The organism is Meiothermus sp. QL-1, assembly GCF_003351145.1.
GTDB lineage: Bacteria > Deinococcota > Deinococci > Deinococcales > Thermaceae > Meiothermus.
The window spans coordinates 379,208-403,026 of the sequence record NZ_QQSV01000002.1 but is presented as its reverse complement, the minus strand read 5'-3'; the positions used below and the strand labels follow the sequence as shown (position 1 = coordinate 403,026).

Sequence of the window (23,819 nt, the reverse complement as noted above, 5' to 3'; positions counted from 1 at the left end):
AACCCCTAGACTCGGCTGGGGTCCTGCGCGGCCCGCCGGAGGCGGTCCATAATGGCCCGGCCGAGCCCTTCCTCCGGCACCGGTTCGGCGTAGATGGCCTCGAGGCCCAGCCGGTCGAGCTGATGGAGGGCCTCAAACAGATGGGCCGCAGCCTCGCGCAAATCGCCGGTGGGGGAGAGCACCTTGACCACCTTGAAGCCCTTGGGCACGTCGCGAAAGGCCAGGTAGCCTGAGCGCTTGCGTTCCTCCGGGGGCACCTGGTGGGGCTGGGCCAGCCGGATGGGGGTGGAGGGCGCGTAGTGGTGGGGAAGCTGGCCGGGCACCAGGGGTTTGTGCTCCCGCGCCACCTGCAGCTCTACCGGGCCTAAAACCTCCTCCAAAACCTCCAAGGGCACCGCCCCATGGCGCAAAAGCACCGGTCTTTCGGCCAGCAGGAGGATGGTGGACTCCACCCCAAACTGGCTCCGGCCCCCGTCCAGGATGAGGTCTACCCGGCTGCCCAAGGTGCGCTCCACGTGTTCGGCCCGGGTGGGGCTCAGGTAACCGAAGGGGTTGGCGCTGGGGGCGGCCACCGGCACCCCGGCTTGCCGGATGAGCTCCAGGGCCACCGGGTTCGCGGGCATCCGCACCGCCACCGTGGGCAGGCCTGCGGTGACCAGGCCGGGGACCGCCTCGGCCTTGGGCAGCACCAGAGTCAGGGGGCCGGGCCAGAAGCGGGCCATGAGGGCCGAGGCCTGGGGAGGTGTCTCGGCCACCACCCCGAAGAGCATCTCCGGGCTGGCCACGTGCACGATTAGGGGGTCGAAGGTAGGGCGGCCCTTGACCTCGAATATGCGGGCTACCGCTTCGGCCTTTAGGGCATTGGCTCCCAGGCCGTACACGGTCTCGGTCGGGAAGGCCACCAGCCCGCCGCTCCTCAAGAGATGTGCGGCGCGCTCCAGGTTTTCCTCTGTTGGCGGCACCACCATAGCAACCCGGCCATCATAGCAAATGCCCGGCACCCTCCCGTCGCAACCCCTCAAAAACCGCCTGCACCTCCTTACAAAGGTCCAAAAGCAGCGGACGCCGAAGGGCCCCCTCCCGGAGGATTAGATACACGGTGCGCCCCGCCCCCGGGGGGGTAAGCGGACGAAGGTGGGCCCGCCGGTCCGGAGGCAGGGTCCAAAGGGCTACCTCGGGCAGGAGGGTGAGCCCTCCTACCTCCTCCACCAGCCGCACCAGGGTCTCCAGGTCACCGCTTTGAAATTCCACCCGGCGCCGCCTGGGCCCTGGCTGGCAGATGGAGAGAACCTGCTCACGAAAGCAGTGCCCCTCCGACAAAACCCAGGTGTCCTCGAGCGGAATCTGCTTAGGGTGCAGGACAGGTTGGGCGTACAGGTGGTGTCCAGGAGCCACATAGGCTATGAAACGCTCCTCGAACAGAGGAATGCGCTCAAGGCCCGGCAGGTTCTCCAAAGTGGCCACAAGGCCGGCGTCCAGCCGCCCCTCCAGCAGACCCTGCGAAATCGAGGGGGTTAGCTCTTCCCGCACAGAAAGCTCCAGCCCAGGCCAGCGCCCGGTGATCTGGGGCAGCAGGCGGGGCAGGAGGTAGGGGGCCAGGGTGGGAATTACCCCCACCCGCAAAAGGCCCTGGAAAACCCCAGCCTCTCCCCCCACCAAAAGCCGAATCTTCTCCACCTCCTCCAAAATCCGCCGGGCCTGCGCCACCACCTGCTGCCCCACCTCGGTGGGCTTTCCTTCTCGCCGGTCAAAAAGCCTCACCCCAAGCTCCTCTTCCAGCCTGCGGATCTGGATGCTCAGGGCCGGCTGGGTCAGATAGACCCGTTCGGCGGCCCGGGTAAAACTGCCCTCCTCGACCAGGACCACCAGGTAGCGAAGCTGCTCCAGGTTCATAAATTTATTCTATAGCTCTACCAAAAAAATCTATTGGACTTATACCCGCTCTTTGCCTAGGGTAGGAGTTGCCCGAAACCTTCGGGCAGGAGGTGCGAAAATGTTCCTCAGAATAGACCGTTTGCAAATCGAGCTGCCCATGCCCAAGGAGCAAGACCCCAACGCCGCCGCCGCGGTGCAGGCCCTTTTGGGGGGGCGCTTCGGGGAGATGTCCACCCTGATGAACTACATGTACCAGTCCTTCAACTTCCGGGGGAAGAAGACCCTGAAGCCCTACTACGACCTCATCGCCAACATCGCCACCGAGGAGCTGGGGCACATTGAGCTGGTGGCGGCCACCATCAACAGCCTCCTGGCCAAGAACCCCGGCCAGGACCTGGAGGAGGGGGTGGACCCGGTGCAGGCCCCCCTGGGCTATGCCAAGGACGCCCGCAACGCCGCCCACTTCATTGCCGGCGGGGCCAACAGCCTGGTCATGGGGGCCATGGGGGAGCACTGGCACGGGGAGTACGTCTTCACCAGCGGCAACCTGATCCTGGACCTCCTGCACAACTTCTTCCTGGAGGTGGCGGCCCGTACCCACAAGCTCCGGGTGTACGAGATGACCGATAACCCCGTAGCCCGGGAGATGATCGGCTACCTCCTGGTGCGGGGCGGGGTGCACGCCGCCGCCTACGGCAAGGCCCTGGAGAGCCTCACGGGGGTGGAGATGACCAAGATGCTCCCCATCCCCCGCATTGACAACAGCAAGTTCCCCGAGGCCAAGAAGTACATGGACCTGGGCTTCCACAAGAACCTCTACCGCTTCAGCCCCTCGGACTACCAGGACCTGGGCCTGGTGTGGAACGGGGCCTCCCCCGAGGACGGCAGCCCCGTGGTGGTGGTGGACGGACCCCCCACCGGTGGGCCGGTCTTCGACGCGGGCCACGACGCGGCGGAGTTCGCCCCCGAGTTCCACCCCGGCGAGCTTTACGAAATCGCCAAGAAGCTCTACGAAAAAGCCAAGTAGCCCCACCTTTTCCTGCCCCTGCCCTCTAGGGCGGGGGTTTTTTCGGTAGACTGGGGGCTGCTATGAGCTGGCTAGAGCGCCTCCGCGAGGGCTTGAGCAAGACCCGCGAAAACCTGGTGAGGGCTATTCCCTGGAGCAAAAACCCTGAAGAGGTGCTGGAGGAGCTCGAGCTGGCCCTGATTGCCGCCGACGTAGGGGTGGAGGCCACCCAGACCGTGCTCGAGGAGGTGCGCCAGTCGGGCAAAAAAGACCTGCGCGAGGCCCTCAAGCAGGCCCTCACAGTGCAGCTCGAGCCCGACCCCTTCCGAGCTAAGATCCGCAAGGCGGGCTTCAGGCCCGATGCCAAGAAGACCCCCGTGGAGCCCCAGGGCCACGTGGTCCTGGTGGTGGGGGTGAACGGGGTGGGCAAGACCACCACCATCGCCAAGCTGGGGCAGTACTACCGCAGCCAGGGCAAAAGCGTGATGTTCTGCGCTGGGGACACCTTCCGCGCAGCCGGGGGAGCCCAGCTCGGCCTGTGGGGCGAGCGGCTGGGCATTCCGGTCCTGCAAGGGCCTGAAGGGGCCGACCCAGCCGCCCTAGCCTTCGACGCGGCTTCGGCCCGCCGGGCCCGAGGAATCGACCTTCTCTTGGTGGACACGGCCGGCCGGCTCCACACCAAGCACAACCTGATGGAGGAGCTGGCCAAGGTCAAGCGCTCCATCGCCAAGGCCGACCCAGGCGAGCCCCGGGAGGTCTGGCTGGTGCTGGATGCGGTCACCGGGCAAAACGGCCTGGAGCAGGCTAAAAAGTTCCACCAGGCCGTGGGCCTCACCGGGGTAATCGTGACCAAGCTGGACGGTACTGCCAAGGGAGGGGTGCTGGTGCCCATCGTGCGCACCCTGGGGGTGCCCATCAAGTTCATCGGGGTAGGCGAAAAAGCCGACGACTTGCAACCCTTCGATGCCGGCGAGTTCGTCGAAGCGCTGCTAGGATGAGGCCCATAACCCCTCTGTGCCTCCACGAGCTATACCAACCGTTGGCCTCTAGGGCTCACTCCGGCGAGGTGGCAGGGGTACCTTACCTGCTCCAGCCTAGCTTCCCCCTGCTGCTGGCCAACACCGCCTTCGGCTACGACCCTGAAGCTACCTCAACGATTGAGGCGCGCTTCCGCAGCATTGGGGCCCCGCCCGCCTTCACCCTGCCCGAAGGGGCAGACGCCAGTGGGCTTCTAGCCAGAGGCTACCGACCGGTAGCGGTTTTCGAGCTCTGCGCACCCAAATCTGCCTCGAGCCAAATCCAAACCGAACAGGTTCCCTGGTCGGAAGCCTGGCGGCTGGCCCGCCTGATCACCGAGGCCTACCAAGCCCCCCAGTGGCGGTTAGCCTTCGCCCAGGCGGTGGGGCGGCTGCTACAAAGCCCCGAAAACACAGCCTTCGTGGCCTACCTAGAGCACGAGGCCCTAGGGGCCGCACTGGTGGGACGGGGAGTGGGCCTTCTTTTGGGGGTGCTGCCCTCGAGCCTGGGACAGGGGGTGGGCAGCGCCCTGCTTGGTCGCCTCTACCCGGGCCCTTTTATCCGCCCGGAGGGGAGCGCTGTTGAGTTTCCTGGCCAGCCGCTGCAGCGCTTCGTCCGCTATGCCCTGTAGAATGGGCTCGGTGGAAAAGCTCTCCGGCAGCCGCAACACCCTCCTGCTGGCCTTCGCCTGGCTGGTAGCCCTCGTCGCCACCCTGGGCAGCCTCTACTACTCCGAGGTGCGCAACTTCATCCCCTGCACCCTCTGCTGGTACCAGCGGATAGCCATGTACCCCCTGGCCCTCCTGCTGGGCCTGGCGGTCTGGCGCAACGACCCGGGCATCCGCCCCTATGCCCTTAGCCTCTCCCTCCTGGGCCTTTTCTGGAGCAGCTACCATCTCTTGGAACTATGGGTACCGGGCCTGGCCCCCAGCGTCTGCAAGGGCCCCATCCCCTGCAACGTGGAATACCTGCCCCAGTTCCCCATCCCCCTCCAGGCCTGGATTGCCTTCGCCCTCATCAGCCTGGCCCTCTTGGGGGTGCGCAAGGCCTAGGTTGCGCCAGAGCTTTCCCAGGGCCTAGACTGGGTTCAAAGCGAGGAGGACAGCATGTGCGCACCCCACGTGATGAGCTGGGTAGAGAGGAATCTTAGCCGTCGCGAAGTCCTGGGCCTGGCGGCAGGGCTGGCCGCTTACGCCAGCAGCGCCCAAGCCCAGGGCCAGGTGGCCGGCCGGGCCTTCAGCAACGTGCTCGACCTTACCCACGTGGCCTCCCCCAACTTCCCCATGTTCCCCGGGGCCAGGCCCATGCGGATCACCGAGCTGGTCACGGTCAAAAAAGACGGCTACTACGGCAACCTCCTGGAAATTTGGGAGCACACCGGCACCCATATGGACGCCCCGGCCCACTTCGTGGACGGGGCCCCCACCGCCGAAGCCCTCCCGGTAAACCGGCTCATCGCCCCTCTGGCGGTTATCAACATCAAAGCCAAGGCCGATCGCAACCCCGATGCCGAGGTCACCATAGACGACATCCTGGCCTGGGAGCGCAGCTTCGGGCGGCTGCCCAACGGGGCCTTCGTGGCCATGTACTCGGGCTGGGAAAGCCGGGTCAACGACCCCAAGGCCTACGTGAACCAAGACAGCGCCGGGGTGCAGCACTACCCCGGTTTTAGCCCCGCTGCCGCCGAGTTTTTGGTGCGGGAACGGAACATCGTGGGCGTGGGGGTGGATACCCTCTCCCTAGACTTCGGAGCCTCCAGGGACTTCAAAAGCCACGTGGTCTTCCTGGGGGCCGGCAAGTACGGCCTGGAGAACCTGGCCAACCTGGGGGCAGTCCGGCCCAGCGGGGCCATGATCATCGTGGGGGGGCCTAAGCACAAGGGGGCCTCGGGCGGGCCCACCCGGGCCATGGCTATCTGGTAGCTAAGCGCTCTGCCGCACCAAAGCGGCTCGAGCCCGGTCGGCCATCTGGAAAAGCCGCCCCTTGGTGAGGGGAATCCTGCCCGAGAGCAGCAGCCCCTGGCCCTCCTCCCAGTGGGCGTGGTGGTGGATGTGCCCCCCGGGCACCCGGAAGGCGATGTGCTTGAGCTTGGCGTGGCGGGGCGAGACCGAGGCGAAGAAGAAGGGCTCCCCCCGCTCGTCTGAAAGAGAGGCAGCCATGATGGTGGTGGGCACCTCGTAGGGCCGCTCCATGCGGTAGATGAAGTCGGGGAAGTCGGACTCCTTGCTGAACTGCACCCCCCGCAGAAGGGCGTACTCCCTCATCCAGTCGAGGACCTCCACCCAGGCTTGATAGAGCATTCCGTCTTGGTCAGCGCTCATAGGGCCCAGTTTACACAAGCCAGGTGGGGGGTGTTCTAGGATAGACCCCGATGCGACCAGAAGACCTTCCCCCCCTGCCCGAAGCCCCGGGGGTCTATCTGTGGAAGGCCGGTGAGCAGACCCTCTACGTGGGCAAGGCCAAGAACCTGAAGGCCCGCGTGGGCAGTTACTTTCACGCCGAGGGCAAGGGGCGGCGGATTGTCCAGGAGGCCACTCATCTGGAGTTCATCCTGGCACGCGACGAGGTGGAGGCCCTTTTGCTCGAGGCCAACCTCATCAAGCACCACCGGCCCCCCTACAACGTCCTGATGAAGGACGACAAGCACTACCCCTTCCTCAAACTCACCCGCGAGGCCTGGCCCATGCTCATGGTGGTGCGGCGGGTAGAGGACGACGGGGCCCGCTACTGGGGGCCCTTCCCCGAGGCCAGCGCGGTGCGGCGCATCAAACGCCTGGTGGACCGCTACTTCCCCCTGCGCAAGAACTCGGGCTACCCCTTCCGCAAAAGGCGCTACCCCTGCCTTAACCACGCCATGGGCCGCTGCCTGGCCCCCTGTGTGGACCGGGCCGAGCCCGCGCGGTACAGGGCGGTGGTAGAACAGGTGGAGCAACTCCTGGACGGAAAGATTGGGGCCCTACAGGCCAGCCTGGAGGCCCAGATGCGCGAGGCCGCCCGGCAGCAGGACTTCGAGCGGGCGGCCGAACTGCGCGACCAGATGGCGGCCATCCAGAGCTTCTTCGGCACCCACCAGCAGGCCTACGACCCTGAGCTTGGGGACCTGGACTTCCTCGGCTTTGCCCGGGCCGGGGATTACGCGGTGGTGCAGCTCTACCAGGTGCGCGGCGGGCGGATGCTGGGGCGCATCAGCCGGTTCGTGGAAGGCGTGAAGGAGGCCAGCGAGGCCGAGCTATTGGAGGCCTTTTTGCGCGACTACTACCTCGAGGCCACCCCTCTACCGCCGCTGGTGCTGCTGCCCTTTGCGCTGGAGGCGCAGGAAGCCTTCTCAACCTTTCTGAGCGCCAAGGGGCGCCGGGTGGAGGTGCGCGTGCCTCAGCGGGGCGAGAAGACCCGCCTGATTGAGCTGGCCCAGAAGAACGCCCAGGCTGCGCTCGAGGCCGAGCTGAGGGCGCTCGAGCGCCGGGGCGACCACCCTGGGCTCAAGGGGCTGATGGAGCTCCTCGGCCTCTCCCGCCGCCCCTACCGCATCGAGGGCTACGACATATCGAACCTCCTGGGCGAGAACCCGGTGGGCTCAATTGTGGTCTTCGAAGGGGGCAGGCCCAAGAAGGCCGAGTACCGCCGGATGCGCATCCGGGGCCTGCAGGGCCGGCCCGACGACTATGCCGCTTTGGAAGAGGTCTTGGCCCGCCGCTTCACGGGCAGCCTGGCCCAAAGCCTACCCATCCCCGACCTGCTCCTGATTGACGGGGGGCTGGGCCAGGTGCGGGCGGCACAAAAGGGGCTCGGCCGAGCCGGGCTGGCGCTGCCGCTGGTGGGGCTGGCCAAACGCGAGGAGACCCTGGTCCTCCCCGATGGCCGCACCCTATCGCTGCCGCTCACCCACCCCGCTTTGCAGCTCCTCATCCACGTCCGCGACGAGGCCCACCGCAACGGCCTCCTCTTCCACCGCAAGCAGCGAAGCCAGAAGGCCCTGCGAAGCCTCTTCGACGGCATCAAAGGCATCGGCCCAGTCCGCAAGCAGGCGCTTTTGGAGCACTTCTCCAGCCTGGAGGAGCTCAGGTCCACCAGCGCCGAGGAACTGGCTCGGCTGCCGGGCTTCGACCGGCGCAGCGCCCAGGCGGTGCTGGAGGCCTTGGCAAGCTTTGGCTTATGAAGCCCTGCCGGGCCCAGCAGGGCCTGCCAGCCAGCACTTCACCAGGTAAAGCTTGCGGAAAGCAAAGCAGCCTCCAGGTGCACCGGCCAGAATCGGTCCAGGAAGAGGGTGTGGGCGGCAAAGGTCTCCTCCGGGATGGGCCGCTGGGCCAGCAGGACGGCAAGGGGCTGGTTTCCCGCAAAGGCCGTGGCCCGGAGCTGGACGCTGGAACCCACCGTAGGCACCACCCCGGCAAACCCCGGGGCGTTCTCCACGTCCACGTAGTAGCTGGTGGCGTTCCCCAGGGCCCCCGGGCTCAGGAAGTGCCGCCAGTAGCGCACCCCAGGCTCCGCCAGGAGGAGGGCATAGCCCAGGAAGGAGAGGCCTGGGCTAAACCCGCTGGTGGTAATGTTGCTGAAGGTAGGCAAGGCAGTGGGGGTGTGGGTCTCACTTCCCGAGAGGGTGAGGGGGGGAACGTTGAGGTTCAGGGAAGCCCCCGGGGCCACGGCCGGGCTGGTGGAGAGCTCGCGCAGGATGGCGCAGCTAAAGCCATGGCAGGTCCAGAACTGGAAGAGGTCGCCCCCCTGAAGGGCAGGCCGGGGCACCGGCTGGGGCGTACCCGGGGGCAAAAGCCCAGTCCAGGAGGCCAGGTCCACGGGTACGAAGCTCTGGAGGACCAACCCCGCATAGGAGAAGAACCCGGGGGGCGTGGTCACGTTCAGCGTGGCCGTGATAGGGCTCAGTGTAAGGGAGAGGTTGGTGGGGCCGGTGATGTTCAAAGCCCCCAGGCGGCCAAAGTGGGGGGTGCCTCCGCTATCGCCGAACACCGCCACCTCCCGCCCGTTGCCCTGGGGCACCTGGAGGCCGGTGAAGGTGCTCCCGGAGACCGCCACCTGGTGGCGGGCGGAGAAGGCCTGGCCCGAAGTGAGAGAGACGTTCAAGGTTCCGTTTGTGCTGGTCAGGGGACTGGCGTAGACCGAGGGGCAGCGCACCATAAGCTGGTTGCCCACCTCGCTCCGCCGGAGGTCCAGGCTCACGTAGAAGTCGGTGGAGCCCGCGCTGGGGCAACGGAAGGCCACCTGGAAACGGGCCCCAGGGGGAATGGGCAGGCTCCAGCTGAACTGGCCCGTGGGCAGGGCGTTCCAGGCAAAGGGCGGAGCCCCCAGCCGCCAGGCCGCGGCCAGGGGCTGCAGGGGCTCCCCGATGCCGTCCACCAGGGTCACCTGCAGGGCCGGCAGGCCCCCGCTGCACCCCGCCAACACCAGCAGAAAAAGGGCAAAAGGGGCGCGCTTCATGCTCCCCTCCTACTGGCCGCTGTAGATAGGGTTGATGGTTCCTATCTTGACCTCATCCAGCCCGATCTCGCAGTGGCCCATCCCGCCCGGAGGGGTGTGCAGGGCCCCGATCCAGAGGGGCAGGGTGTTGATGGTGCTTCCCCCTGGGGCAGCAAAGGTACCAGCTGGGTTCCCATTCACATAGAAGACCCCACTGGCCCCGTCCACCTTCACCGCCACCTGGGTCCAGATACCCCCCGAAGGCGGGGTAAAGTTGGCGGTAAAGCTTTGGGTGGAGGTAAAGATGCTCCCCCCGAGGCGCAAGGCCGCCCGCACCTGGCCCAGCCCGGTGCCCTCCAGGTAGAAGGTATAGCCGTTACTCCCACCCCACTTGTCCAGGATGGGGTAGTAGGCTCCGGCCCCACACTGAACGGGGGCCACAAAGGCCTCCAGGTAGAGGCTCCCATACCCCAGGTTGAGGTCCGGGGTGGAGGGGACCTCCACCCAGGTGGCCCCGTTCCCGGGGAAGTAGAGGCCTCCCGCCACCTGGCCGCTCACCGCCATGGGCCCTGTCATGTTGGGCCAAGCGGCCACGGCACCGGGCTTGGGGGTGCCGGTGTTGAGGATGGGGTTCGTCACCATGTCCGCCACGCCCGTGGCCCCCGCGGCCTCGTTCAGGGGCCAGTGGGCCCGGAGGCAGATGGGGGTGGTGCAGGCAGCCTGGGGGGAGCACCCGGCCAAAAGGCCCCCCAGGGCCAGGCTAAGGGCCAAAAGCATATACCCGCTCCGCATAAAGTCCTCCCTCTGAGGGAGCCAAAAGGGTGCACTTTTCCGGGAAAAGGGCGCTCTTCTGGCTGGCCTCGTGAGCGAACCTAGCACACCTAGGGTGAACGCGCTCTGAACAGGATGTTAACGGCTAGTAGCCCTCCTGCACCACATTCAAAAGCGGCTCGCCCCGCAAGTAGCGGGCCACCTGCTCCCGCACCAGCCGGAAGCCCCGCTCGAAGAGCTTAGGGGTAGACCCCGCCACATGAGGGGTAATGAAGACCCCGGGCAGCGACCAGAGGGGATGGTCTTCGGGCAGGGGTTCGGGCTCGGTCACATCGGTGCAAAGGCGTATCCGTTGGGCCTGAACCGCCTCGAGCAGGGCCCCGGGGTCCACCGTCTTGCCCCGCCCGGCGTTCACGAAGAGGGCCCCCGGCTTCATCCAGGCGAAGTGGCGAGACCCCACCAGCCCACGGGTCTCGGGGGTGAGGGGCAGCAGGTTGACCACGATGTCGGCCTGGGGCAAAAGCCCCTCCAGCTCGGCCAGGGTGTGCACCCCCTCGCGGGGCGTGCGGGCCACCCGCAGGAAGGAGACCCCGAAAGGGGCCAGCCGAGCCTCGGTGGCCCGGGCGATGGAGCCATACCCCAGGAAAAGCACCGTGGCCCCCTCGAGGTCCTCCAGCCAGCGGTAGGCCCAGCGCCCTTCCCGCTGGGCATCGCGAAACTCGGGGAAGTGCTTGTAGGCCGAGAGAATGGCACCCACAACCCACTCCGCCACCGGCGCATCGTGCACCCCCGCCGCATCGCAAAGCACCACGCCCGCGGGCAGCCTGGGCAGGATCCAGTCCACCCCTGCCGTCAGGGTCTGCACCACCCTCAGGCGTTCTAGGCGGGGCAGCTCGGCCAGGAAACGCCGCGCCCCTCCATAGGGGGCCACCGCGAACTCGGCCGCCAGGACCTTTTCCGGAAGGGGACCCTCCTTGGGGAAAAAGGCCACCTCCACCCCTTCGGGCAGCCCTGCGAGATGTTCAGGTGCGGTGGACTCGGGAACCAGGAGCACCATACCCCGCCACTATAGCCCACCAGGGTGGCCCAGCACAAAAAGCGGGCCTCACCCTCCGGGTAGAATCGCCCCGGTGTGAAGGAACCCCCTGACATCCAAAAGCGCAAGCGCAAGCACCTCGAGGTCTGCCTCTCCGAGCCCGTCGAGTACACCCGGACCACCACCGGGTTTGAGCGCTACCGGCTGCGCTACCGGGCCCTGCCGGAGCTCTCCTTGGAGGAAGTAGACCTCACCACCCCCTTCCTGGGCAAGACCCTCCGGGCCCCCTTCCTGATCGGGGCCATGACCGGGGGCGAGGCCCAGGGGGCCCGCATCAACCGGGCCCTGGCCCAGGCCGCCGAGGCCCTGGGGGTGGGGATGATGCTGGGCAGCCAACGGGTGATGCTCGAGCGTCCCCAGGCCCGCGCCAGCTTCCAGGTGCGCGCGTTTGCCCCCACCGCGCTGCTGGTGGGCAACCTGGGGCTGGCCCAGCTCAACCGGGGTTATGGCAAAGCCGAGCTGGAGGAGGCCGTGGCCCTGGTGGGGGCCGATGCCCTGGCGCTGCACGCCAACCCCCTGCAAGAAGCCCTTCAGCTCGGGGGCGACACCGACTTCCGGGGCCTTGTGGCCAAGCTGCAGAGGCTGCTGCCCCAGCTTCCCTTCCCTGTGCTGCTGAAGGAGGTGGGCCACGGCATCGGCCGCGAGGTGGCCGGGATGCTGGCCGGCCTTCCCCTCGCAGCGCTGGACGTGGCCGGGGCGGGGGGAACGAGCTGGGCGCGGGTGGAAGAGCTGGTGCACCACGGGCGCATCGTCCATCCCGAGCTGGTGGAGCTCGGCCTGCCCACCGCCGAAGCGCTGGTGGAGTGCCGCGAAACCCTGCCCCACCTGCCCCTCATCGCCTCTGGGGGCATCCGCACCGGCATCGACGCGGCCAAGGCCCTGGCCCTTGGGGCCCAGGCGGTGGCGGTGGCCCGCCCCTTGCTGGCGCCCGCTTTGGAGGGCCCCGAGGCGGTGGTGGCCTGGATTCAGGCTTTCCTCCACGAGCTCCGCGTCGCCCTCTACACCATCGGGGCCCGGACCCCGGCCGAGGCTTTGGGCCGCATCGAGCGGGTGAAGTAGGAAGGGCCCGGCACGAACCGGGCCCAGGCTGGTTGCGGGGATAGGATTTGAACCTATGACCTTCGGGTTATGAGCCCGACGAGCTACCAGACTGCTCCACCCCGCGTCGGGCACTCGCAGCAAATGTCTATATTAGGTCGGAAAAGGACTCAGGTCAAGACCCCAGCCGGATTTGTCGCTTGTGCGCAGACTTCACATGCTAGAATAAGGCCCAATGGTTGGCTTGAAGGAGAGGCCATGAAACAATTCCTGTGCGCGGCGCTTCTGGTTTTTTCCGTGGGCTGGGCGCAGCAAAACCCATCCGCGGTACAGCAGGCCCTACAACAAGCCCAGGCCGCCCTCGAGGCCGGGCGCCTCAACGAGGCCGTGCAGGGCTTCGAAGCGGTCATCGCCCGCGATTTCACCAACTACACCGCCCACTTCGGGCTGGGGCTGGCCCTCTACCGCCTGGGCGACCTGCGGGGGGCGGCCTTCGAGTTCACCCAGCTTACCGTGCTCGACCCCAGCCGCTTCGAGGGCTGGTTCAACCTGGGGGTGGTGCGCGACCGGCAGGGCCAGGCCGCCGAGGCCGCCGAGGCCTTTGGCAAGGCCATAGAGGTGGGCGAGAAAGCCAACCTGGGGCCCACCGACCTGAAACCCGCCTACGTGGGCCAGGTCAAGGCCCTGCGCGCCCAGGGGCAGCACGAGGCCGCCGCCGGCGCAGCCCGCAGAGGGCTGGAGAAGCTACCCGGCGACCCCGACCTGACTGTTCTTCTGGCCGACAGCCTGGTGCGGGCGGGCAAGCCCCTGGAAGCCCTGCCCCTGCTCTACCAGGTTCTGGGCCGCGACCCCAGCAACGTGCTGGTCATCTCCCAAATTGCCGATATCTACGTAGCGCAAGGCCTGCCCCAGCGGGCTTTGCGCGAAATCGACCGGGGGCTGGAGGCAGCCCAGGACAACGCGGTGCGGGCCCAGCTCCTGCTCAAGAAGTCGAGCCTGCAGCAGGGACGCGATCAGCTTGCCTCCCTGCAGGAGGCCGTGCGCCTAGACCCCAAGCTCTGGACTGCCCAGTACAACCTAGGCGTGGCCCGGTTGCGCGAGGGCAACACCCGCGGCGCGCTGGAGGCTTTCCAAAGCGCCTACGCACAAAACCCCGATGACCCCCGGATCCTGCTGGGGCTGGCCACCACCTACGACCGGCTGGGCCAGGCCGCCGAGGCCGGCCGCTTCGCCGCTATGGCCGCCCGCTTGAGCCAAGGGAACGAGCGGTTCGAGGCCCTCTTCCTCCAGGGCAAGTCGGCCTACACCCTGCGCCGCTACGGCGAGGCGGTGGAGCTCCTCAGCCAGGTCACCCAGCAGAGGCCCGACAACGCCGAGGCTTGGTTCCTCCTGGGGGTCTCCCAGTTCAACCTGAAGGACTACGCCGCCGCGGCCCAGTCGCTGGAAAGGGCCCAGAGCCTCGCCCCAAGCGCCGCCACTGCGGCCAACCTGGGGGCGGCCCTCTACTCGGCCGGCCGCTACTCCGACGCTGAACGGGTGCTTTCCCAGGCCGTGGCCCTGGACGGCCGCAACCCGGTGGCCTGGTACAACCTGGGCCTGGCCCTGCGCTCCTTGGGGCGCACCGCCGAGGCCCGCCGGGCCTGGCAACGTTCGGCCGAGCTGGGGTATGCCCCCGCCCGCGAGCTGTTGCGCTAGAGTATGGGCTGGCTTCGCACCAACTGGCTTGACGCGCTGATCTTCCTGCTGGTCGCGCTCATCATGATTGGCGTCGTGCTCTTTCTGACCGGGGTCAACCCCTTCGCCCCCACCACCCAGGCCCCACCCCAGCCCCAGACCGCCTCACCCCCGCAAAACCCTGCCCCACCGGCGCAGAGCGAAAGCGAGCCGGTCATAACGCTGCTTCCGGTACCGCAGGCCCCACCCAAGCCGGTGCCCGCTCCCCCTAAGGCGAGCGAGAAGCCCGCCCCCTCTGAAAGCCCTGCCCCCCGCCCCAACCCGGCTCCCGCCTCTCCCCTACCCCAGGCCCGCCGTCCGAGCCTGGCCGCCGAGGCTGGAGGGAGCTGGTGGGTGGTGGTGGGGGCCTTCAGCCAGCCGGAGAACGCCGCACGGCTGGCCCAGAGCCTCCGGGCAGAGGGCTACCCGGTCCGCCTCGAGGCGGCCGAGAACCTCACCCGTGTCTGGGTAGGGCCCTACGCCAGCGAGGGTCGGGCCCGCAGCGTCGCCAGCACCCTGAGCCACCACGGACCCCGGGTCACCCGCCAGGCTCCCACCACCCCTCCGCCCAGCCCGACCCGGCGCTACCTGCAGGTGGGGGCCTTCCGCAACCCTGAAAGCGCCCAACCGGTCATTGAGGCCGTGCGGGCGGCAGGCTACCCAGTGGTGCTGGTGGAGGAGGGTGGGCTGGTGAAGGTGCGGGTAGGTCCCCTCGAGGACACCGCCACCGCCGCGGCCGCCCTGCGGGCCCGGGGGCTTGAGGTACTGGAGGTCCGATAGGAAGGAGCCCCTCATGGCTAGAGTCCCCAGCGCCGCCATATCCCGCCTGGTCACCTATCTGCGCATCCTGGAAGAGCTCGAGGCCCGCGGCATCCACCGCACCTCCTCCGAGCAGCTGGCCGAGGAGGCCCAGGTAACCGCCTTCCAGGTGCGCAAGGACCTCTCCTACTTCGGCAGCTACGGCACCCGTGGGGTGGGGTACACCGTGCAGGTGCTGCGGCGCGAGCTCAGGCAGATCCTGGGCCTCAACCGCCGCTGGGGGCTCTGCATCGTGGGCATGGGCCGGCTGGGCCAGGCCATCGCCGACTACCCCGGCTTCAGCGAAATCTTCGAGCTGCGGGGCCTCTTCGACCACGACCCGGCCAAGTGGGGCCTCCACTTCCACGGCCTGGCCGTAGAGGGTATGGAACACCTGCCGCGGGCTATCCACGAGCGTCGCATCGAGTTCGGCCTGCTGGCGGTGCCCGCCGAGGCGGCCCAGGCCGTGGCCAACCGGCTGGTGGAGTCGGGGATCAAGGGCATCCTGAACTTCGCCCCCGTGGTGCTGGAGGTGCCCAAAGAAGTGGCCGTGGAAAATGTAGACTTCTTAGCGGGCCTGAGCCGGCTCGCCTTCTTCGCGCTCAACCCCAGGTGGAGAGAGGAGATGCTCGGATGAGAAAACTCGTGCTGCCGGTTTTGGCAATTGTTCTAGGCGGTTGCAGCAACTTTGTCGCCGACATCGGCATTCCCTCGGTGCGCTTCAACCCTGTCTCGGCTGGCCCCACTTCCTCAGGCTACGAGATCGTCTTTGAAATCCAGCCCTACCTGGGCAGCCCCTCGGGCATGATTCTGCAGGTCAACTTTTCGGGTGCTCCCCCTGCCTCCATCGGTGCGAGCGTGCCCGAGTGCCTTCCCCCTACTGCCCCCGGCGACTGCCCCAAGATCACCCGTACCCTTACCTTCGGCAGCAACCCTGGCCCCCTGGCCATCATCGGCTACGTGGCCCAGAGCCTGAATGGCACCGTGCGCGTCGTAAACCTGCCCGGTCAGGTAATCATCAACCCCTAGACCCAATTCCTTGGAGCAATTCCCAGCTATAATCCCCCCGATGAGCATCAAGGACTTCACCCCCGACCTCACCACCCTCCTCAGCGCCTTCGAGGAGCAGCTTCGAGCGGTGGTCTACTCGGAGGTGGAGTTCATCCGGCTCATCGAGGAAGACCTGGTCACCGCCGGGGGCAAGCGGGTGCGCCCCAGGCTGGTCTTCCTGAGCAGCAATGCCCTGGGGGGGGTGCCCCACGCCATGGAGCTGGCCCTGGCGGTGGAGCTCCTCCACTCGGCCTCGCTCCTGCACGACGACCTGGTGGACGATGCCGAGACCCGGCGGGGCAAGGAGGCAGCCTTCCGCAAGTACGGCAACGCGGTCTCGGTCCTCTCGGGGGACTACCTACTCTCTCGCCTGATGGCCCTGCTGGCCCAGACCAACCGGATGGAGCTGGTGGCCATGTTCGCCGAGGTGGCCCGGGAGCTTTCAGAGGCCGAGGTGCTGCAGTTCCAGGTGGCTGCTTTGCACGAGCACTCGCTGGAAAACTACGAGCGCATCATCGACGGCAAGACCGCCTCGGTGATGCGGCTGGCCTGCGAGGGGGCAGCCGTTCTGGGCCAGGCCCCCCTGCCCTACCGCGAAGCCCTGGCCCGTTTCGGGCGGCTCTACGGCCAGGCCTTCCAGATGCGCGACGACTACCTGGACCTGATGGGCAGCCCAGAGGTGTTGGGCAAGCCCGCGGGGGGGGATGTGCGCGAGGGCAAGGTTACCCTCATCACCCTTCACCTGCTCGAGCAGCACCCCGAGGAGGTGGGGGCCATCCTCAAGCGCCGGGGCCGCGAGCCGGGGGACATCGCCCGTCTGCGCGAGCTGGCAGTGGCCTCAGGGGCAGCGCGGCGGGTGGAGACGGCCATCGCGGCGCGGGTAGAGGCCGCCGTTGCCGCCTTGCGCGCGCTGCCGCCCTCGAGCGCCAGGGAAGAGCTGGAGGCTCTGGCCCGGCGGGAACAGGTGCGAACCCACTAGGCTAGAAGCCCTCCCACTCCTCCTTGGTAATCTCCATGGCCACGAACTCCAGCCTGGGCCCCAGGCCAAAGCTCAGGCGGGGCGGGCTCTGGGCGGGCTTTTGCACGTAGCGAAAACCCGCCTTCAAAAAGGCCCGCTGGGCCCGCAGATTGTGCTTGTAGGTGCGGAGCTTGATCCTTTTCAGCCCCATGTGGCCGAAGGCATAGGCCAGGACCGCCTTGAGCGCGTCGGTGCCGTAGCCCTGGCCCCACCGGTCCTTGGCCCCAATCAGGATGCCCAGGGTGGCCTCGCTAGGGGTCAGCTCGTAAAGCTCCACGGTGCCCAACCACTCGCCTTGCTCGTCCAGGATGCCGAAGCCCAGCCGGTCGCCCCGGCCCACCTCGCCCATCACCACCCGCTTGAAGAGCCAAAGGGGCATGCGCAGGGGGCGGCTGCCATTCCACTCGGCGATCTCGGGGTCGCGAAAGCACTCGTAAAAGCGGCGCCACTCGGTCTCGCTCAAGGGCTCGGTGAAGGGCTTCAGGGTGACCTTGCCGTGGCGGGGCCAGGTGCTGCTGAGCGTCACACCCCTAGCATACTAGGGGTAAAGCCCCAGCATGGCCCGGGCCTCCAGCACCCGGGTGGCGGCCACGATATAGGCCGCGGTGCGCAGGGTGACCCTCTTCTCCTGGGCCACCTGCCAGACCGCCTCAAAGGCCTGGCGCATCAGGCGCTCGAGCCGGGCGTTGATCTCCTCCTCGCTCCAGAAGAAGCTGTTGAAGTCCTGCACCCACTCGAAGTAGCTCACCGTGACCCCCCCCGCGTTGGCGATCACATCGGGCACCACCACGATGCCCCGCTCAGCCAGGATGTCGTCGGCGGCGGGGGTGGTGGGGCCGTTGGCCCCCTCGGCGATGATGCGGGCCTGGATTTTCCAGGCGTTGGCCTCGGTGATTTGCTTTTCCAAAGCCGCTGGTATGAGGAACTCGCAGGGCGTGGCGAAGAGCTCGGCTGGGGGGATAGCCTCGGCCTTGGGGTAACCCCGAACCCCCCCCATCTGGCGCACATAGCCGAGGAGGTCGTAGGGGTCTATGCCCCCATCGTTGCGGATGGCCCCGGTCACATCGGCCACCGCCACCACCCGCGCCCCGTGGTCGTGGAAAATGCGCGCCGCAGCGTTGCCAACGTTGCCAAACCCCTGCACCACCACCCGGCTGCCTTCCAGGGGCAGCCCAATCTTCTCAGCCGCCGCCGCGGCGGTGACGAAGACCCCTCGCCCGGTGGCGTCCTGGCGGCCCAGCGAACCCCCCACCGCGATGGGCTTGCCGGTCACCACCCCTGGGGCGGTGCGGCCCACGTTCATGGAGTAGGTGTCCATCATCCAGGCCATCTCGCGGGCTCCGGTGCCAAGGTCGGGGGCTGGGATATCCTTATCGGGGCCGATCAGGATGCCGATCTCCGAAGTATAACGCCGGGTAAGGCGCTCCAGCTCCCCAGGGGAGAGCTTGCGCGGGTCCACCCGCACCCCGCCCTTCCCCCCACCATAGGGCAGCCCTACCGCAGCGTTCTTGATGGTCATCCAAGCGGCCAGCGCCATCACCTCGGCCAGGGTCACGTCCTGGTGGTAGCGCACCCCTCCTTTGGCCGGGCCGCGGAAGGTGTTGTGGTGCACCCGGTACCCCTCGAAGTGGGCCACCGAGCCGTCGTCGAGCTGCACCGGTACGTCCACCACCAAAATGCGCTTGGGGCGCTTCAGGTCCTCCACCCAGAAAGCCAGCTTGCCCAGATAGGGGGTCACCCGGTCCACCTGGGCCAGGTAAATCTCCCAGGGGCCCATATTCTCGTCGCACAGATAGGAAAGGGGTTCTGATTTCATCGGCTCACTCCTCACGGATACACCCCGCGCAGGCGGGTGGCCTCGTTGATGCGCTCTACTGCCAGGGCATAGGCCCCGGCCCGGAGGTCGCCCCCGAGGGGCCGGGCCCGCTCGAGCACCGCCCGGAGGCTTTGGTGGATGAAGTCGCGCAGGCGCTGCTGCACCTCGCCCTCCTCGAAGAAGAGCATGGAGAGGTCCTGCACCCACTCCAAGTAGGAGAGCACCAGCCCTCCCCCGTTGGCCAACACATCGGGCACCACGTAGACCCCGTTTAGCTTGAGCAGGTACTCGGCCTCGGGAGTGATGGCCCCGTTGGCCCCCTCGATGACCACCCGGGCCCGCACCTGGCGGGCGTTCTGCTCGTGGATGGCCCCCTCGAGCGCCGCCGGCACCAGGTAGTCCACCGGCAGGCCGAGGAGCTCGAGGTTGGCGATGGGGCGCCCCCCGGGAAAGCCCACCAGGCTGCCCTGCTGCTGGTAGTAGGCTTCCAGCGCGGCTATGTCCAGGCCCTCGGGGTTGTAGACCCCGCCCCGGCTGGTGGAGACCGCCACCACCCTAAGGCCCTCCTTCACCGCATAGCGGGCCACCGCCCCGCCCACCTGGCCAAAGCCCTGGACCGCCAGCGTGGCCCCTTCCAGCGGCCAGCCGTGGAAGCGGGCCAGGTCGGAGAGGACGTAAACCAGCCCCTGCCCGCCCCCCTCGTCCCGCACCGCCACCCCCCCCAGCATGGGGGGCTTGCCGGTCACGGCGCTCAGGATGGTCTGGCCGCGGGTCATGGTGAAGGTGTCCTGGAACCAGGCCATGATGGCCTCGTTGGTGCCCACATCGGGGGCCAGCACGTCCTCGTCGGGGCCTAAAAGCTCGATGAGCTCGGTCACATAGCGGCGCGAAAGCCGCTCGAGCTCGCGCCGGGAAAGCCGCTGCGGCTCCACCGCCACCCCCCCGGCCGAGCCCCCAAAGGGCAGGCCGTAGACCGCCGCCTTGAGGGTCATCCAGGCGGCCATCCCGCAGGTCTGGCCCAGGCTCACCTCGGGGTGGTAGCGCACCCCCCCCAACGCCGGGCCTCGGGCGATGTTGTGAATGACCCGGTAGCCCGTGAAGTTGCGCACGCTGCCATCGTCCATCACCACCGGCAGCGAGACCCCCACGATGCGCTTGGGGTGGGTCAGGTACTGGATGGTGGCGGGGTGGATCTGGGCCACTTTGAGGGTGGCCTCGAGGCGGCGCAGAAAACTCTCCCACAAGCTGGCCTCCCCCGGGGGACGGTAGGCGTTTTTGAAGGGCACACAAACCTCCTCGCTTCAGGCTAGGAATAGCCGTCCAAGAGTATACCTGGTAGGCTTTGGCCCATGAGCGAGGCACGTACCCTGGAGTTGGTCTTTCCCGAGCACGCCAACCCTGGCGGCAACGCTTTCGGCGGCTTCGTGCTGGGCCTCATGGACAAGGTGGGCTCGTACGCGGCCGTCCGAAGAGCCCGGAAGCGCTGCGTGACCGTGCGGGTAGGGGAGGTGGTCTTCGAGGTGCCCATCAAGGTGGGGGACCTGCTCGAGGTGGTGGCGCACGTGGTGCGGGTGGGCCGCACCTCGCTGACGGTCGAGGTCGAGGTCTACCGGGAAAACCTGCGCGAGCCCAAGGTGCTCGCCACCAAGGGCAACCTGACCTACGTGGCGGTGGACGATCAGGGCCGGCCGGTGCCGGTGGACGAGCCGCCCCCTCAGGTCTGAAGCCAGAGGGGCCCCCGGGGGGCCAGGGTCAGGCCGGGCCGGGGCCGGGGGTCGCCCTGAAGGGGCCTCAGGCGGGGAAAGAGGCCCAGGGCCAGCCGGAGTACCATCTGGGCCAGGTGCATCCCCAAGCAGATGCGCTCACCCCCGCCAAAGGGCAGATACCCCCAGGCTGGAATCCGCCCGGTAAAGCGCTCCGGGCGAAAGGCGAGGGGGTCTGGCCAGAGGTCGGGGTGGCGGTGGGTCAGGTAGGGGCTGTAGAGCACCCGGGTCCCGCGCGGCACCCAGTGCCCCGCCCAGGCAAAGCCCCGGGCCACCCGGCGGCTGCCGATGAAACCCGGCGGATAAAGGCGCAGCGTCTCCTTAATCAGCAAGGGCACCCCCTCGGGGGTGTGCCAGGCAGGGTGCTGCGCCGCGTGCCAGAGGGCCCAGGCCAGGGTGTGGGCGGTGGTGTCGTAGCCGGCGGCCAGGCCCACCAGCACCTCCTCCAGCGGAAGATGGGCGGCCAAACCCCACCCCGCTTGCTGCAGGGCCTCGACCTGCCGCCGCACCCGGGCGAAAAGCCGCGGCCGGGGCCAGAAGGGAGAGGGAAAGGGCTGCTTGAGGGGGGAAAGGAACCGGGCGAGCAGTCCGGTTGGAAACTGGCCCTCGAAGTAGACCTGGTTCAGGCTCACCTGGGCCACCCGGGAAGCCCAGCCGCAGGCCTCAAAGGCGCCCTGGGGCCGTATGGCCTCCAAAGCCGAGCAAAGACGATTCTCCAGGTGGGCCAAGGCCCGGGCATGAAAGTGCGGGTTGAGCGCCTGCCGCCGGGGTTTGTGCAAGGGCGCATCGGTGGTGATGATGCCCCCATTGAGGTAGGGGCTTAGGGCAGCGAAACTGCCTTTGGAGTGGAAGGTCTCCAGGTCGGTGAGCAGGCGCTGGTTCCAGGCAGGGCTGTACCCCACCAGCACCCTCCACCCCAGTCGGAGGCGGAAAAGCGGCCCCAGCCGGGCCCCCTCCTCCAGCAGCGCCAGCGGCTCCCCCGCCCAGCGGGGCAGGTGGCCCCAGGGACCCGGGTAACCCCGGGGCTCGGGCAACCTAGCCCCCATGCATCCTCCCTAAAAGCCAACCGGCCCCGTTCCAGCCCGAGAGGAGGGCCAGCGGCACCCCACCCCCCGGGTGGACCGTGCCCCCCACCTGGGCCAGGTTGCGCAGCCCCGGCACCCCCCAGCCCGGCCGCAGGGCCGCCCAAAGCCCGTGGGGCGCCCGGCCGTAGAGGGCCCCCCGGTAGCTGGTGAGGCTGTAGTCCGAAGGGCTCAGCGCCCGCCACTCGGCCACCGGCAGGGGGTGCAGCGCTTGGAGCTTTTGCAGCAGGTGCTGGGCGTAGGGCCGGGCCTCCGGCACCCCTCCGGCCTCTGGCAGGCTCGGCGCGTTGACCAGCAAAAAGGCGGCCTCCCCGTCGGTATGAAGGTAAAGGGTGGGCTCCTGGGGCCAGCGCCCCTCCTCGATCTCCCGCCACTCGGCCCGGTAGTCGGAGGAAAAGTAGACCCGGTGGGCCAGCGGCTCGGGCTCTTTGAGCCGCATCAAAACGGCAAAGCCGGAGACCCCCAGGGCATAGCGGGGCAAGGGCCGCCCCAGCCACGAGAGGGTGTGGTGCCGGTCGGCGGCGGAGATGTAGAGGTCGGCCTCGAGGCAGCCGGCGGTGGTCTCCAAAAGCTCCACCCGCCCCGGGCCCACCCGCGCCCGCAAAACCCGCTGCTCGAAGAGAAAGCTCACCCCCTGGGCCAGGGCCAGGCGGTAGAGCCGCTCCACCAGACCCCGCACCCCACCCGGCAGGTGGTACACCCCAAGCCCCAGCTCGACCCAGGCGATGTTGTGGAGCACCGCCGGGGCCCGGTAGGGGTTGGCCCCCATGTAGGTGGCGAAGCGGAGGAAAAAGGGGGTGAGGTAGGGCCCCGCCTCCACCAGCCGCCGCAGCGAGCCCAAAGGGCGGGCCCTCCACCCTGCGCGCAACCCGTAGCGAAGAAGGGCGGCGGCCGAGGGTGGAGGGCCAAAGATAAAAGTCTCCCTAAGGCCCTCGAAAAGGGTTCGGGCCTCGGCCAGCAGGCGGCGGTAGCTTTGGGCCTCTTCCCGGGAGAGCTGCGCTAGGGTGGGCTCCAGCGAAAGCTCAGGGGCGAAACTCCGGCCATCCGGCCAGCGGTAGTGGGTGAGGGGGGAGACCGGCCTCAGGTCCTCCAGGCCCTGACCAAACTCGGCCAGGATGCGCTGGGGCACCTCGGGCAGGGTGAGGACGGTGGGGCCGGTGGGCACCCCCTCCCAGCCCGCCGCCTTGCCCCCGGGGCCTTCAAGCTGCTCCACCACCACCACCTCCAGGCCCGCCTTGCGCAGGCGCAAAGCCGCCGCCAGCCCTGCCAGACCTGCCCCCACGACCACTGCCCTCATCGCACGTACTCCCGCCCTTTCCAGGTATAACGCCTGCGGGCCGAGCGCAGGTAGATGGGGGTGCTCAGAAGGGGGGCCAACGGCACCAGCAGACACTCCCAAAGGGGCCGGCCCGTCTTGAGGCCCACGAGGGCCCGCTCGAGCAGGCCCATTCCCCCTACCCACAGCCAGCCGGCATCCCAGAGGGCCAGCGGCCAGCACAGGGTATAGACCAGCAGGTGGGCCAGGTAGGAGAGGAGCAGCAGCAGGCGGCTTCGGGCGTGGAACTCGATGAGGTTCTTGCCCAGCCCCTCGATAATCTCCGCGTAGCTGCGGTACATCCGCACCGCAATCAGCCGCCCCCCCAAGGCCAGCGCCAACCGCACCCCTGCGGCCTTGGCCCGCCTCGCCAGCCACACGTCCTCCAGCACCTCCCCCCGCACCCCCTGGTGCCCCCCGGCGGCCCAGTAGGCCCCGCGCCGAAAGGCCATCACCTGGCCGTTGGCCGCCGCAGCGGAGGGAAAAGGGGTGCGCAGCAGGGGGTAGGGCAGATAGCTAAGGAGCACAGCATCGATGAGGGGCAGCAGAACCCGCTCGGGCAGGGTTTGGGTGAGCTGGCGCGGGTAGACCGAGAGCAGCCCCGCACCCTCCATCTGCGCCAGCACCGCGGCCACCCCACCCTCGCACCAGCGCACATCGGCGTCGGTGAAGATGAGCACCTCCCCCCGCGCCGCCAGGGCTAGCTGGTGGCAGGCCCAGGCCTTGCCCACCCACCCTTCCGGCTTGGGCTGGCCGGGAATGAGCCGCACCCGGGCATCCAGCCGGCCAAAAGCCCGCACCACCTCGGCGGTGGCATCGGTGGACTGGTCGTCCAGCACGAGAATCTCCTGGACCTGCTGCTGCAGGAGACCGGGCAGGAGCTGGGCCAGGTTTTCGGCCTCGTTGCGCGCCGGCACCAGCAGCGAGACCGTGGGGGTGGGTTCCGGGGGCCTTTTGGGCCTCAGCACCGGGAAGAGGAAGGCGTTCAACCCCAAGACCCAGAGCTTCAGGCCCAGCCAGGCCAGAGCTGCGCAAAGAAGGGGCTCGAGCAT

General features: G+C 68.1%; 25 protein-coding genes and 1 tRNA gene. 13 read left to right on the top strand and 13 right to left on the bottom strand.

The features are described from left to right. Nucleotides 1–5 precede the first annotated feature (5 nt). Both DV704_RS04740 and DV704_RS04735 read right to left on the bottom strand, forming a co-directional pair. Complete coding sequence (locus tag DV704_RS04740; protein WP_114798403.1) at nt 6–968, bottom strand: L-threonylcarbamoyladenylate synthase; 963 nt, start codon at nt 966–968, stop codon at nt 6–8. A gap of 13 nt (nt 969–981) precedes the next feature. After that, nucleotides 982–1,893: a hydrogen peroxide-inducible genes activator gene (locus tag DV704_RS04735; protein ID WP_114798402.1), complete on the bottom strand. Its 912-nt coding sequence runs from the start codon at nt 1,891–1,893 to the stop codon at nt 982–984. 100 nt (nt 1,894–1,993) lie between these two features. Between DV704_RS04735 and DV704_RS04730 the strand changes: the two genes are divergently transcribed. The 5 genes from DV704_RS04730 (at nt 1,994) to DV704_RS04710 (ending at nt 5,820) form a co-directional block, all read left to right on the top strand. Continuing rightward, nucleotides 1,994–2,902 (top strand): manganese catalase family protein, encoded by a 909-nt coding sequence (locus DV704_RS04730; protein ID WP_114798401.1) that lies wholly within the window; start codon nt 1,994–1,996, stop codon nt 2,900–2,902. Nucleotides 2,903–2,964: 62 nt separating this feature from the next. Continuing rightward, nucleotides 2,965–3,879 (top strand): signal recognition particle-docking protein FtsY, encoded by a 915-nt coding sequence (gene ftsY, locus DV704_RS04725; protein WP_114798400.1) that lies wholly within the window; start codon nt 2,965–2,967, stop codon nt 3,877–3,879. Nucleotides 3,880–3,920: 41 nt separating this feature from the next. Beyond that, on the top strand, nt 3,921–4,529 hold the full coding sequence (locus tag DV704_RS04720) for a hypothetical protein (RefSeq protein WP_233498244.1): 609 nt from the start codon (nt 3,921–3,923) through the stop codon (nt 4,527–4,529). A 10-nt stretch (nt 4,530–4,539) separates the two neighbouring features. Then, a complete protein-coding gene (locus DV704_RS04715; protein ID WP_233498243.1) occupies nt 4,540–4,950 on the top strand; it encodes a disulfide bond formation protein B in 411 nt (136 codons plus the stop codon). Nucleotides 4,951–5,004: 54 nt separating this feature from the next. Continuing rightward, on the top strand, nt 5,005–5,820 hold the full coding sequence (locus DV704_RS04710; protein WP_114798398.1) for a cyclase family protein: 816 nt from the start codon (nt 5,005–5,007) through the stop codon (nt 5,818–5,820). Here DV704_RS04710 and DV704_RS04705 read toward each other — a convergent pair whose 3' ends face one another. After that, entirely contained in the window at nt 5,821–6,219 is a 399-nt protein-coding gene (locus tag DV704_RS04705; RefSeq protein WP_114798397.1) for an NADH-quinone oxidoreductase subunit 15, read from the bottom strand. Nucleotides 6,220–6,269: 50 nt separating this feature from the next. Between DV704_RS04705 and uvrC the strand changes: the two genes are divergently transcribed. Next, a complete protein-coding gene (gene uvrC / locus DV704_RS04700) occupies nt 6,270–8,054 on the top strand; it encodes an excinuclease ABC subunit UvrC (RefSeq protein ID WP_114798396.1) in 1,785 nt (594 codons plus the stop codon). Between the two features lie 38 nt (nt 8,055–8,092). Here uvrC and DV704_RS04695 read toward each other — a convergent pair whose 3' ends face one another. The 3 genes from DV704_RS04695 to DV704_RS04685 all read right to left on the bottom strand — a co-directional run bounded on the left by DV704_RS04695 (nt 8,093) and on the right by DV704_RS04685 (nt 11,135). Next, complete coding sequence (locus tag DV704_RS04695; protein WP_114798395.1) at nt 8,093–9,328, bottom strand: ArsR family transcriptional regulator; 1,236 nt, start codon at nt 9,326–9,328, stop codon at nt 8,093–8,095. A 9-nt stretch (nt 9,329–9,337) separates the two neighbouring features. Then, nucleotides 9,338–10,099 carry a LamG-like jellyroll fold domain-containing protein gene (locus tag DV704_RS04690; protein WP_199489933.1) on the bottom strand — a complete coding sequence of 254 codons (762 nt, stop codon included), beginning with the start codon at nt 10,097–10,099 and terminating at the stop codon, nt 9,338–9,340. A 124-nt stretch (nt 10,100–10,223) separates the two neighbouring features. Continuing rightward, nucleotides 10,224–11,135 carry a 2-hydroxyacid dehydrogenase gene (locus DV704_RS04685; RefSeq protein WP_114798394.1) on the bottom strand — a complete coding sequence of 304 codons (912 nt, stop codon included), beginning with the start codon at nt 11,133–11,135 and terminating at the stop codon, nt 10,224–10,226. 75 nt (nt 11,136–11,210) lie between these two features. On the opposite strand from DV704_RS04685, the gene fni reads away from it, so the two are divergent. After that, nucleotides 11,211–12,233, top strand: coding sequence for a type 2 isopentenyl-diphosphate Delta-isomerase (fni, locus tag DV704_RS04680; protein WP_114798393.1), 1,023 nt, complete (start codon nt 11,211–11,213; stop codon nt 12,231–12,233). Nucleotides 12,234–12,262: 29 nt separating this feature from the next. Here the strand turns inward: fni and DV704_RS04675 are convergent. Beyond that, a tRNA-Met gene (locus DV704_RS04675) sits at nt 12,263–12,339 on the bottom strand. 131 nt (nt 12,340–12,470) lie between these two features. Between DV704_RS04675 and DV704_RS04670 the strand changes: the two genes are divergently transcribed. Genes DV704_RS04670 through DV704_RS04650 form a run of 5 tightly spaced genes read left to right on the top strand, consistent with a single transcriptional unit; the run spans nt 12,471 to nt 16,752 of the window. After that, nucleotides 12,471–13,907 (top strand): tetratricopeptide repeat protein, encoded by a 1,437-nt coding sequence (locus tag DV704_RS04670; protein ID WP_114798392.1) that lies wholly within the window; start codon nt 12,471–12,473, stop codon nt 13,905–13,907. Nucleotides 13,908–13,910: 3 nt separating this feature from the next. Beyond that, on the top strand, nt 13,911–14,705 hold the full coding sequence (locus tag DV704_RS04665; RefSeq protein WP_114798391.1) for an SPOR domain-containing protein: 795 nt from the start codon (nt 13,911–13,913) through the stop codon (nt 14,703–14,705). 13 nt (nt 14,706–14,718) lie between these two features. Then, a complete protein-coding gene (locus tag DV704_RS04660; RefSeq protein WP_114798390.1) occupies nt 14,719–15,360 on the top strand; it encodes a redox-sensing transcriptional repressor Rex in 642 nt (213 codons plus the stop codon). After that, nucleotides 15,357–15,752, top strand: a complete 396-nt coding sequence (locus DV704_RS04655; RefSeq protein ID WP_114798389.1) for a hypothetical protein — start codon at nt 15,357–15,359, stop codon at nt 15,750–15,752. Before DV704_RS04660 ends, DV704_RS04655 begins: the two co-directional genes overlap by 4 nt. Before the next feature lie 40 nt (nt 15,753–15,792). Beyond that, complete coding sequence (locus DV704_RS04650) at nt 15,793–16,752, top strand: polyprenyl synthetase family protein (protein ID WP_114798388.1); 960 nt, start codon at nt 15,793–15,795, stop codon at nt 16,750–16,752. 1 nt (nt 16,753) lies between these two features. Here DV704_RS04650 and DV704_RS04645 read toward each other — a convergent pair whose 3' ends face one another. From DV704_RS04645 to DV704_RS04635, 3 genes are read right to left on the bottom strand one after another with little or no spacing between them, the layout of a single operon-like run. After that, on the bottom strand, nt 16,754–17,317 hold the full coding sequence (locus tag DV704_RS04645; protein WP_114798387.1) for a GNAT family N-acetyltransferase: 564 nt from the start codon (nt 17,315–17,317) through the stop codon (nt 16,754–16,756). Nucleotides 17,318–17,329: 12 nt separating this feature from the next. Next, complete coding sequence (locus tag DV704_RS04640) at nt 17,330–18,607, bottom strand: Glu/Leu/Phe/Val dehydrogenase (protein WP_114798386.1); 1,278 nt, start codon at nt 18,605–18,607, stop codon at nt 17,330–17,332. Between the two features lie 11 nt (nt 18,608–18,618). After that, complete coding sequence (locus DV704_RS04635; RefSeq protein WP_114798385.1) at nt 18,619–19,893, bottom strand: Glu/Leu/Phe/Val dehydrogenase; 1,275 nt, start codon at nt 19,891–19,893, stop codon at nt 18,619–18,621. A 63-nt stretch (nt 19,894–19,956) separates the two neighbouring features. Between DV704_RS04635 and DV704_RS04630 the strand changes: the two genes are divergently transcribed. After that, complete coding sequence (locus DV704_RS04630) at nt 19,957–20,331, top strand: acyl-CoA thioesterase (RefSeq protein WP_114798384.1); 375 nt, start codon at nt 19,957–19,959, stop codon at nt 20,329–20,331. Here DV704_RS04630 and DV704_RS04625 read toward each other — a convergent pair. The 3 genes from DV704_RS04625 to DV704_RS04615 are packed head-to-tail and all read right to left on the bottom strand — an operon-like array spanning nt 20,322 to nt 23,819. Then, complete coding sequence (locus DV704_RS04625; RefSeq protein ID WP_114798383.1) at nt 20,322–21,416, bottom strand: cytochrome P450; 1,095 nt, start codon at nt 21,414–21,416, stop codon at nt 20,322–20,324. The genes DV704_RS04630 and DV704_RS04625 overlap by 10 nt on opposite strands. Then, on the bottom strand, nt 21,406–22,749 hold the full coding sequence (locus DV704_RS04620; RefSeq protein ID WP_114798382.1) for an NAD(P)/FAD-dependent oxidoreductase: 1,344 nt from the start codon (nt 22,747–22,749) through the stop codon (nt 21,406–21,408). The genes DV704_RS04625 and DV704_RS04620 overlap by 11 nt, the downstream gene beginning before the upstream one ends. After that, on the bottom strand, nt 22,746–23,819 hold the full coding sequence (locus DV704_RS04615; protein WP_114798381.1) for a glycosyltransferase family 2 protein: 1,074 nt from the start codon (nt 23,817–23,819) through the stop codon (nt 22,746–22,748). The genes DV704_RS04620 and DV704_RS04615 overlap by 4 nt, the downstream gene beginning before the upstream one ends.

Coding starts and splice junctions, on each gene's coding strand:
- DV704_RS04740 (WP_114798403.1), bottom strand. CDS start 968: ATGGTGGTGCCGCCAACAGAGGAAAACCTGGAGCGCGCCGCACATCTC.
- DV704_RS04735 (WP_114798402.1), bottom strand. CDS start 1,893: ATGAACCTGGAGCAGCTTCGCTACCTGGTGGTCCTGGTCGAGGAGGGC.
- DV704_RS04730 (WP_114798401.1), top strand. CDS start 1,994: ATGTTCCTCAGAATAGACCGTTTGCAAATCGAGCTGCCCATGCCCAAG.
- ftsY (WP_114798400.1), top strand. CDS start 2,965: ATGAGCTGGCTAGAGCGCCTCCGCGAGGGCTTGAGCAAGACCCGCGAA.
- DV704_RS04710 (WP_114798398.1), top strand. CDS start 5,005: ATGTGCGCACCCCACGTGATGAGCTGGGTAGAGAGGAATCTTAGCCGT.
- DV704_RS04705 (WP_114798397.1), bottom strand. CDS start 6,219: ATGAGCGCTGACCAAGACGGAATGCTCTATCAAGCCTGGGTGGAGGTC.
- uvrC (WP_114798396.1), top strand. CDS start 6,270: ATGCGACCAGAAGACCTTCCCCCCCTGCCCGAAGCCCCGGGGGTCTAT.
- DV704_RS04695 (WP_114798395.1), bottom strand. CDS start 9,328: ATGAAGCGCGCCCCTTTTGCCCTTTTTCTGCTGGTGTTGGCGGGGTGC.
- DV704_RS04690 (WP_199489933.1), bottom strand. CDS start 10,099: ATGCGGAGCGGGTATATGCTTTTGGCCCTTAGCCTGGCCCTGGGGGGC.
- DV704_RS04685 (WP_114798394.1), bottom strand. CDS start 11,135: ATGGTGCTCCTGGTTCCCGAGTCCACCGCACCTGAACATCTCGCAGGG.
- DV704_RS04670 (WP_114798392.1), top strand. CDS start 12,471: ATGAAACAATTCCTGTGCGCGGCGCTTCTGGTTTTTTCCGTGGGCTGG.
- DV704_RS04665 (WP_114798391.1), top strand. CDS start 13,911: ATGGGCTGGCTTCGCACCAACTGGCTTGACGCGCTGATCTTCCTGCTG.
- DV704_RS04660 (WP_114798390.1), top strand. CDS start 14,719: ATGGCTAGAGTCCCCAGCGCCGCCATATCCCGCCTGGTCACCTATCTG.
- DV704_RS04655 (WP_114798389.1), top strand. CDS start 15,357: ATGAGAAAACTCGTGCTGCCGGTTTTGGCAATTGTTCTAGGCGGTTGC.
- DV704_RS04650 (WP_114798388.1), top strand. CDS start 15,793: ATGAGCATCAAGGACTTCACCCCCGACCTCACCACCCTCCTCAGCGCC.
- DV704_RS04640 (WP_114798386.1), bottom strand. CDS start 18,607: ATGAAATCAGAACCCCTTTCCTATCTGTGCGACGAGAATATGGGCCCC.
- DV704_RS04630 (WP_114798384.1), top strand. CDS start 19,957: ATGAGCGAGGCACGTACCCTGGAGTTGGTCTTTCCCGAGCACGCCAAC.
- DV704_RS04625 (WP_114798383.1), bottom strand. CDS start 21,416: ATGGGGGCTAGGTTGCCCGAGCCCCGGGGTTACCCGGGTCCCTGGGGC.
- DV704_RS04620 (WP_114798382.1), bottom strand. CDS start 22,749: ATGAGGGCAGTGGTCGTGGGGGCAGGTCTGGCAGGGCTGGCGGCGGCT.
- DV704_RS04615 (WP_114798381.1), bottom strand. CDS start 23,819: ATGCTCGAGCCCCTTCTTTGCGCAGCTCTGGCCTGGCTGGGCCTGAAG.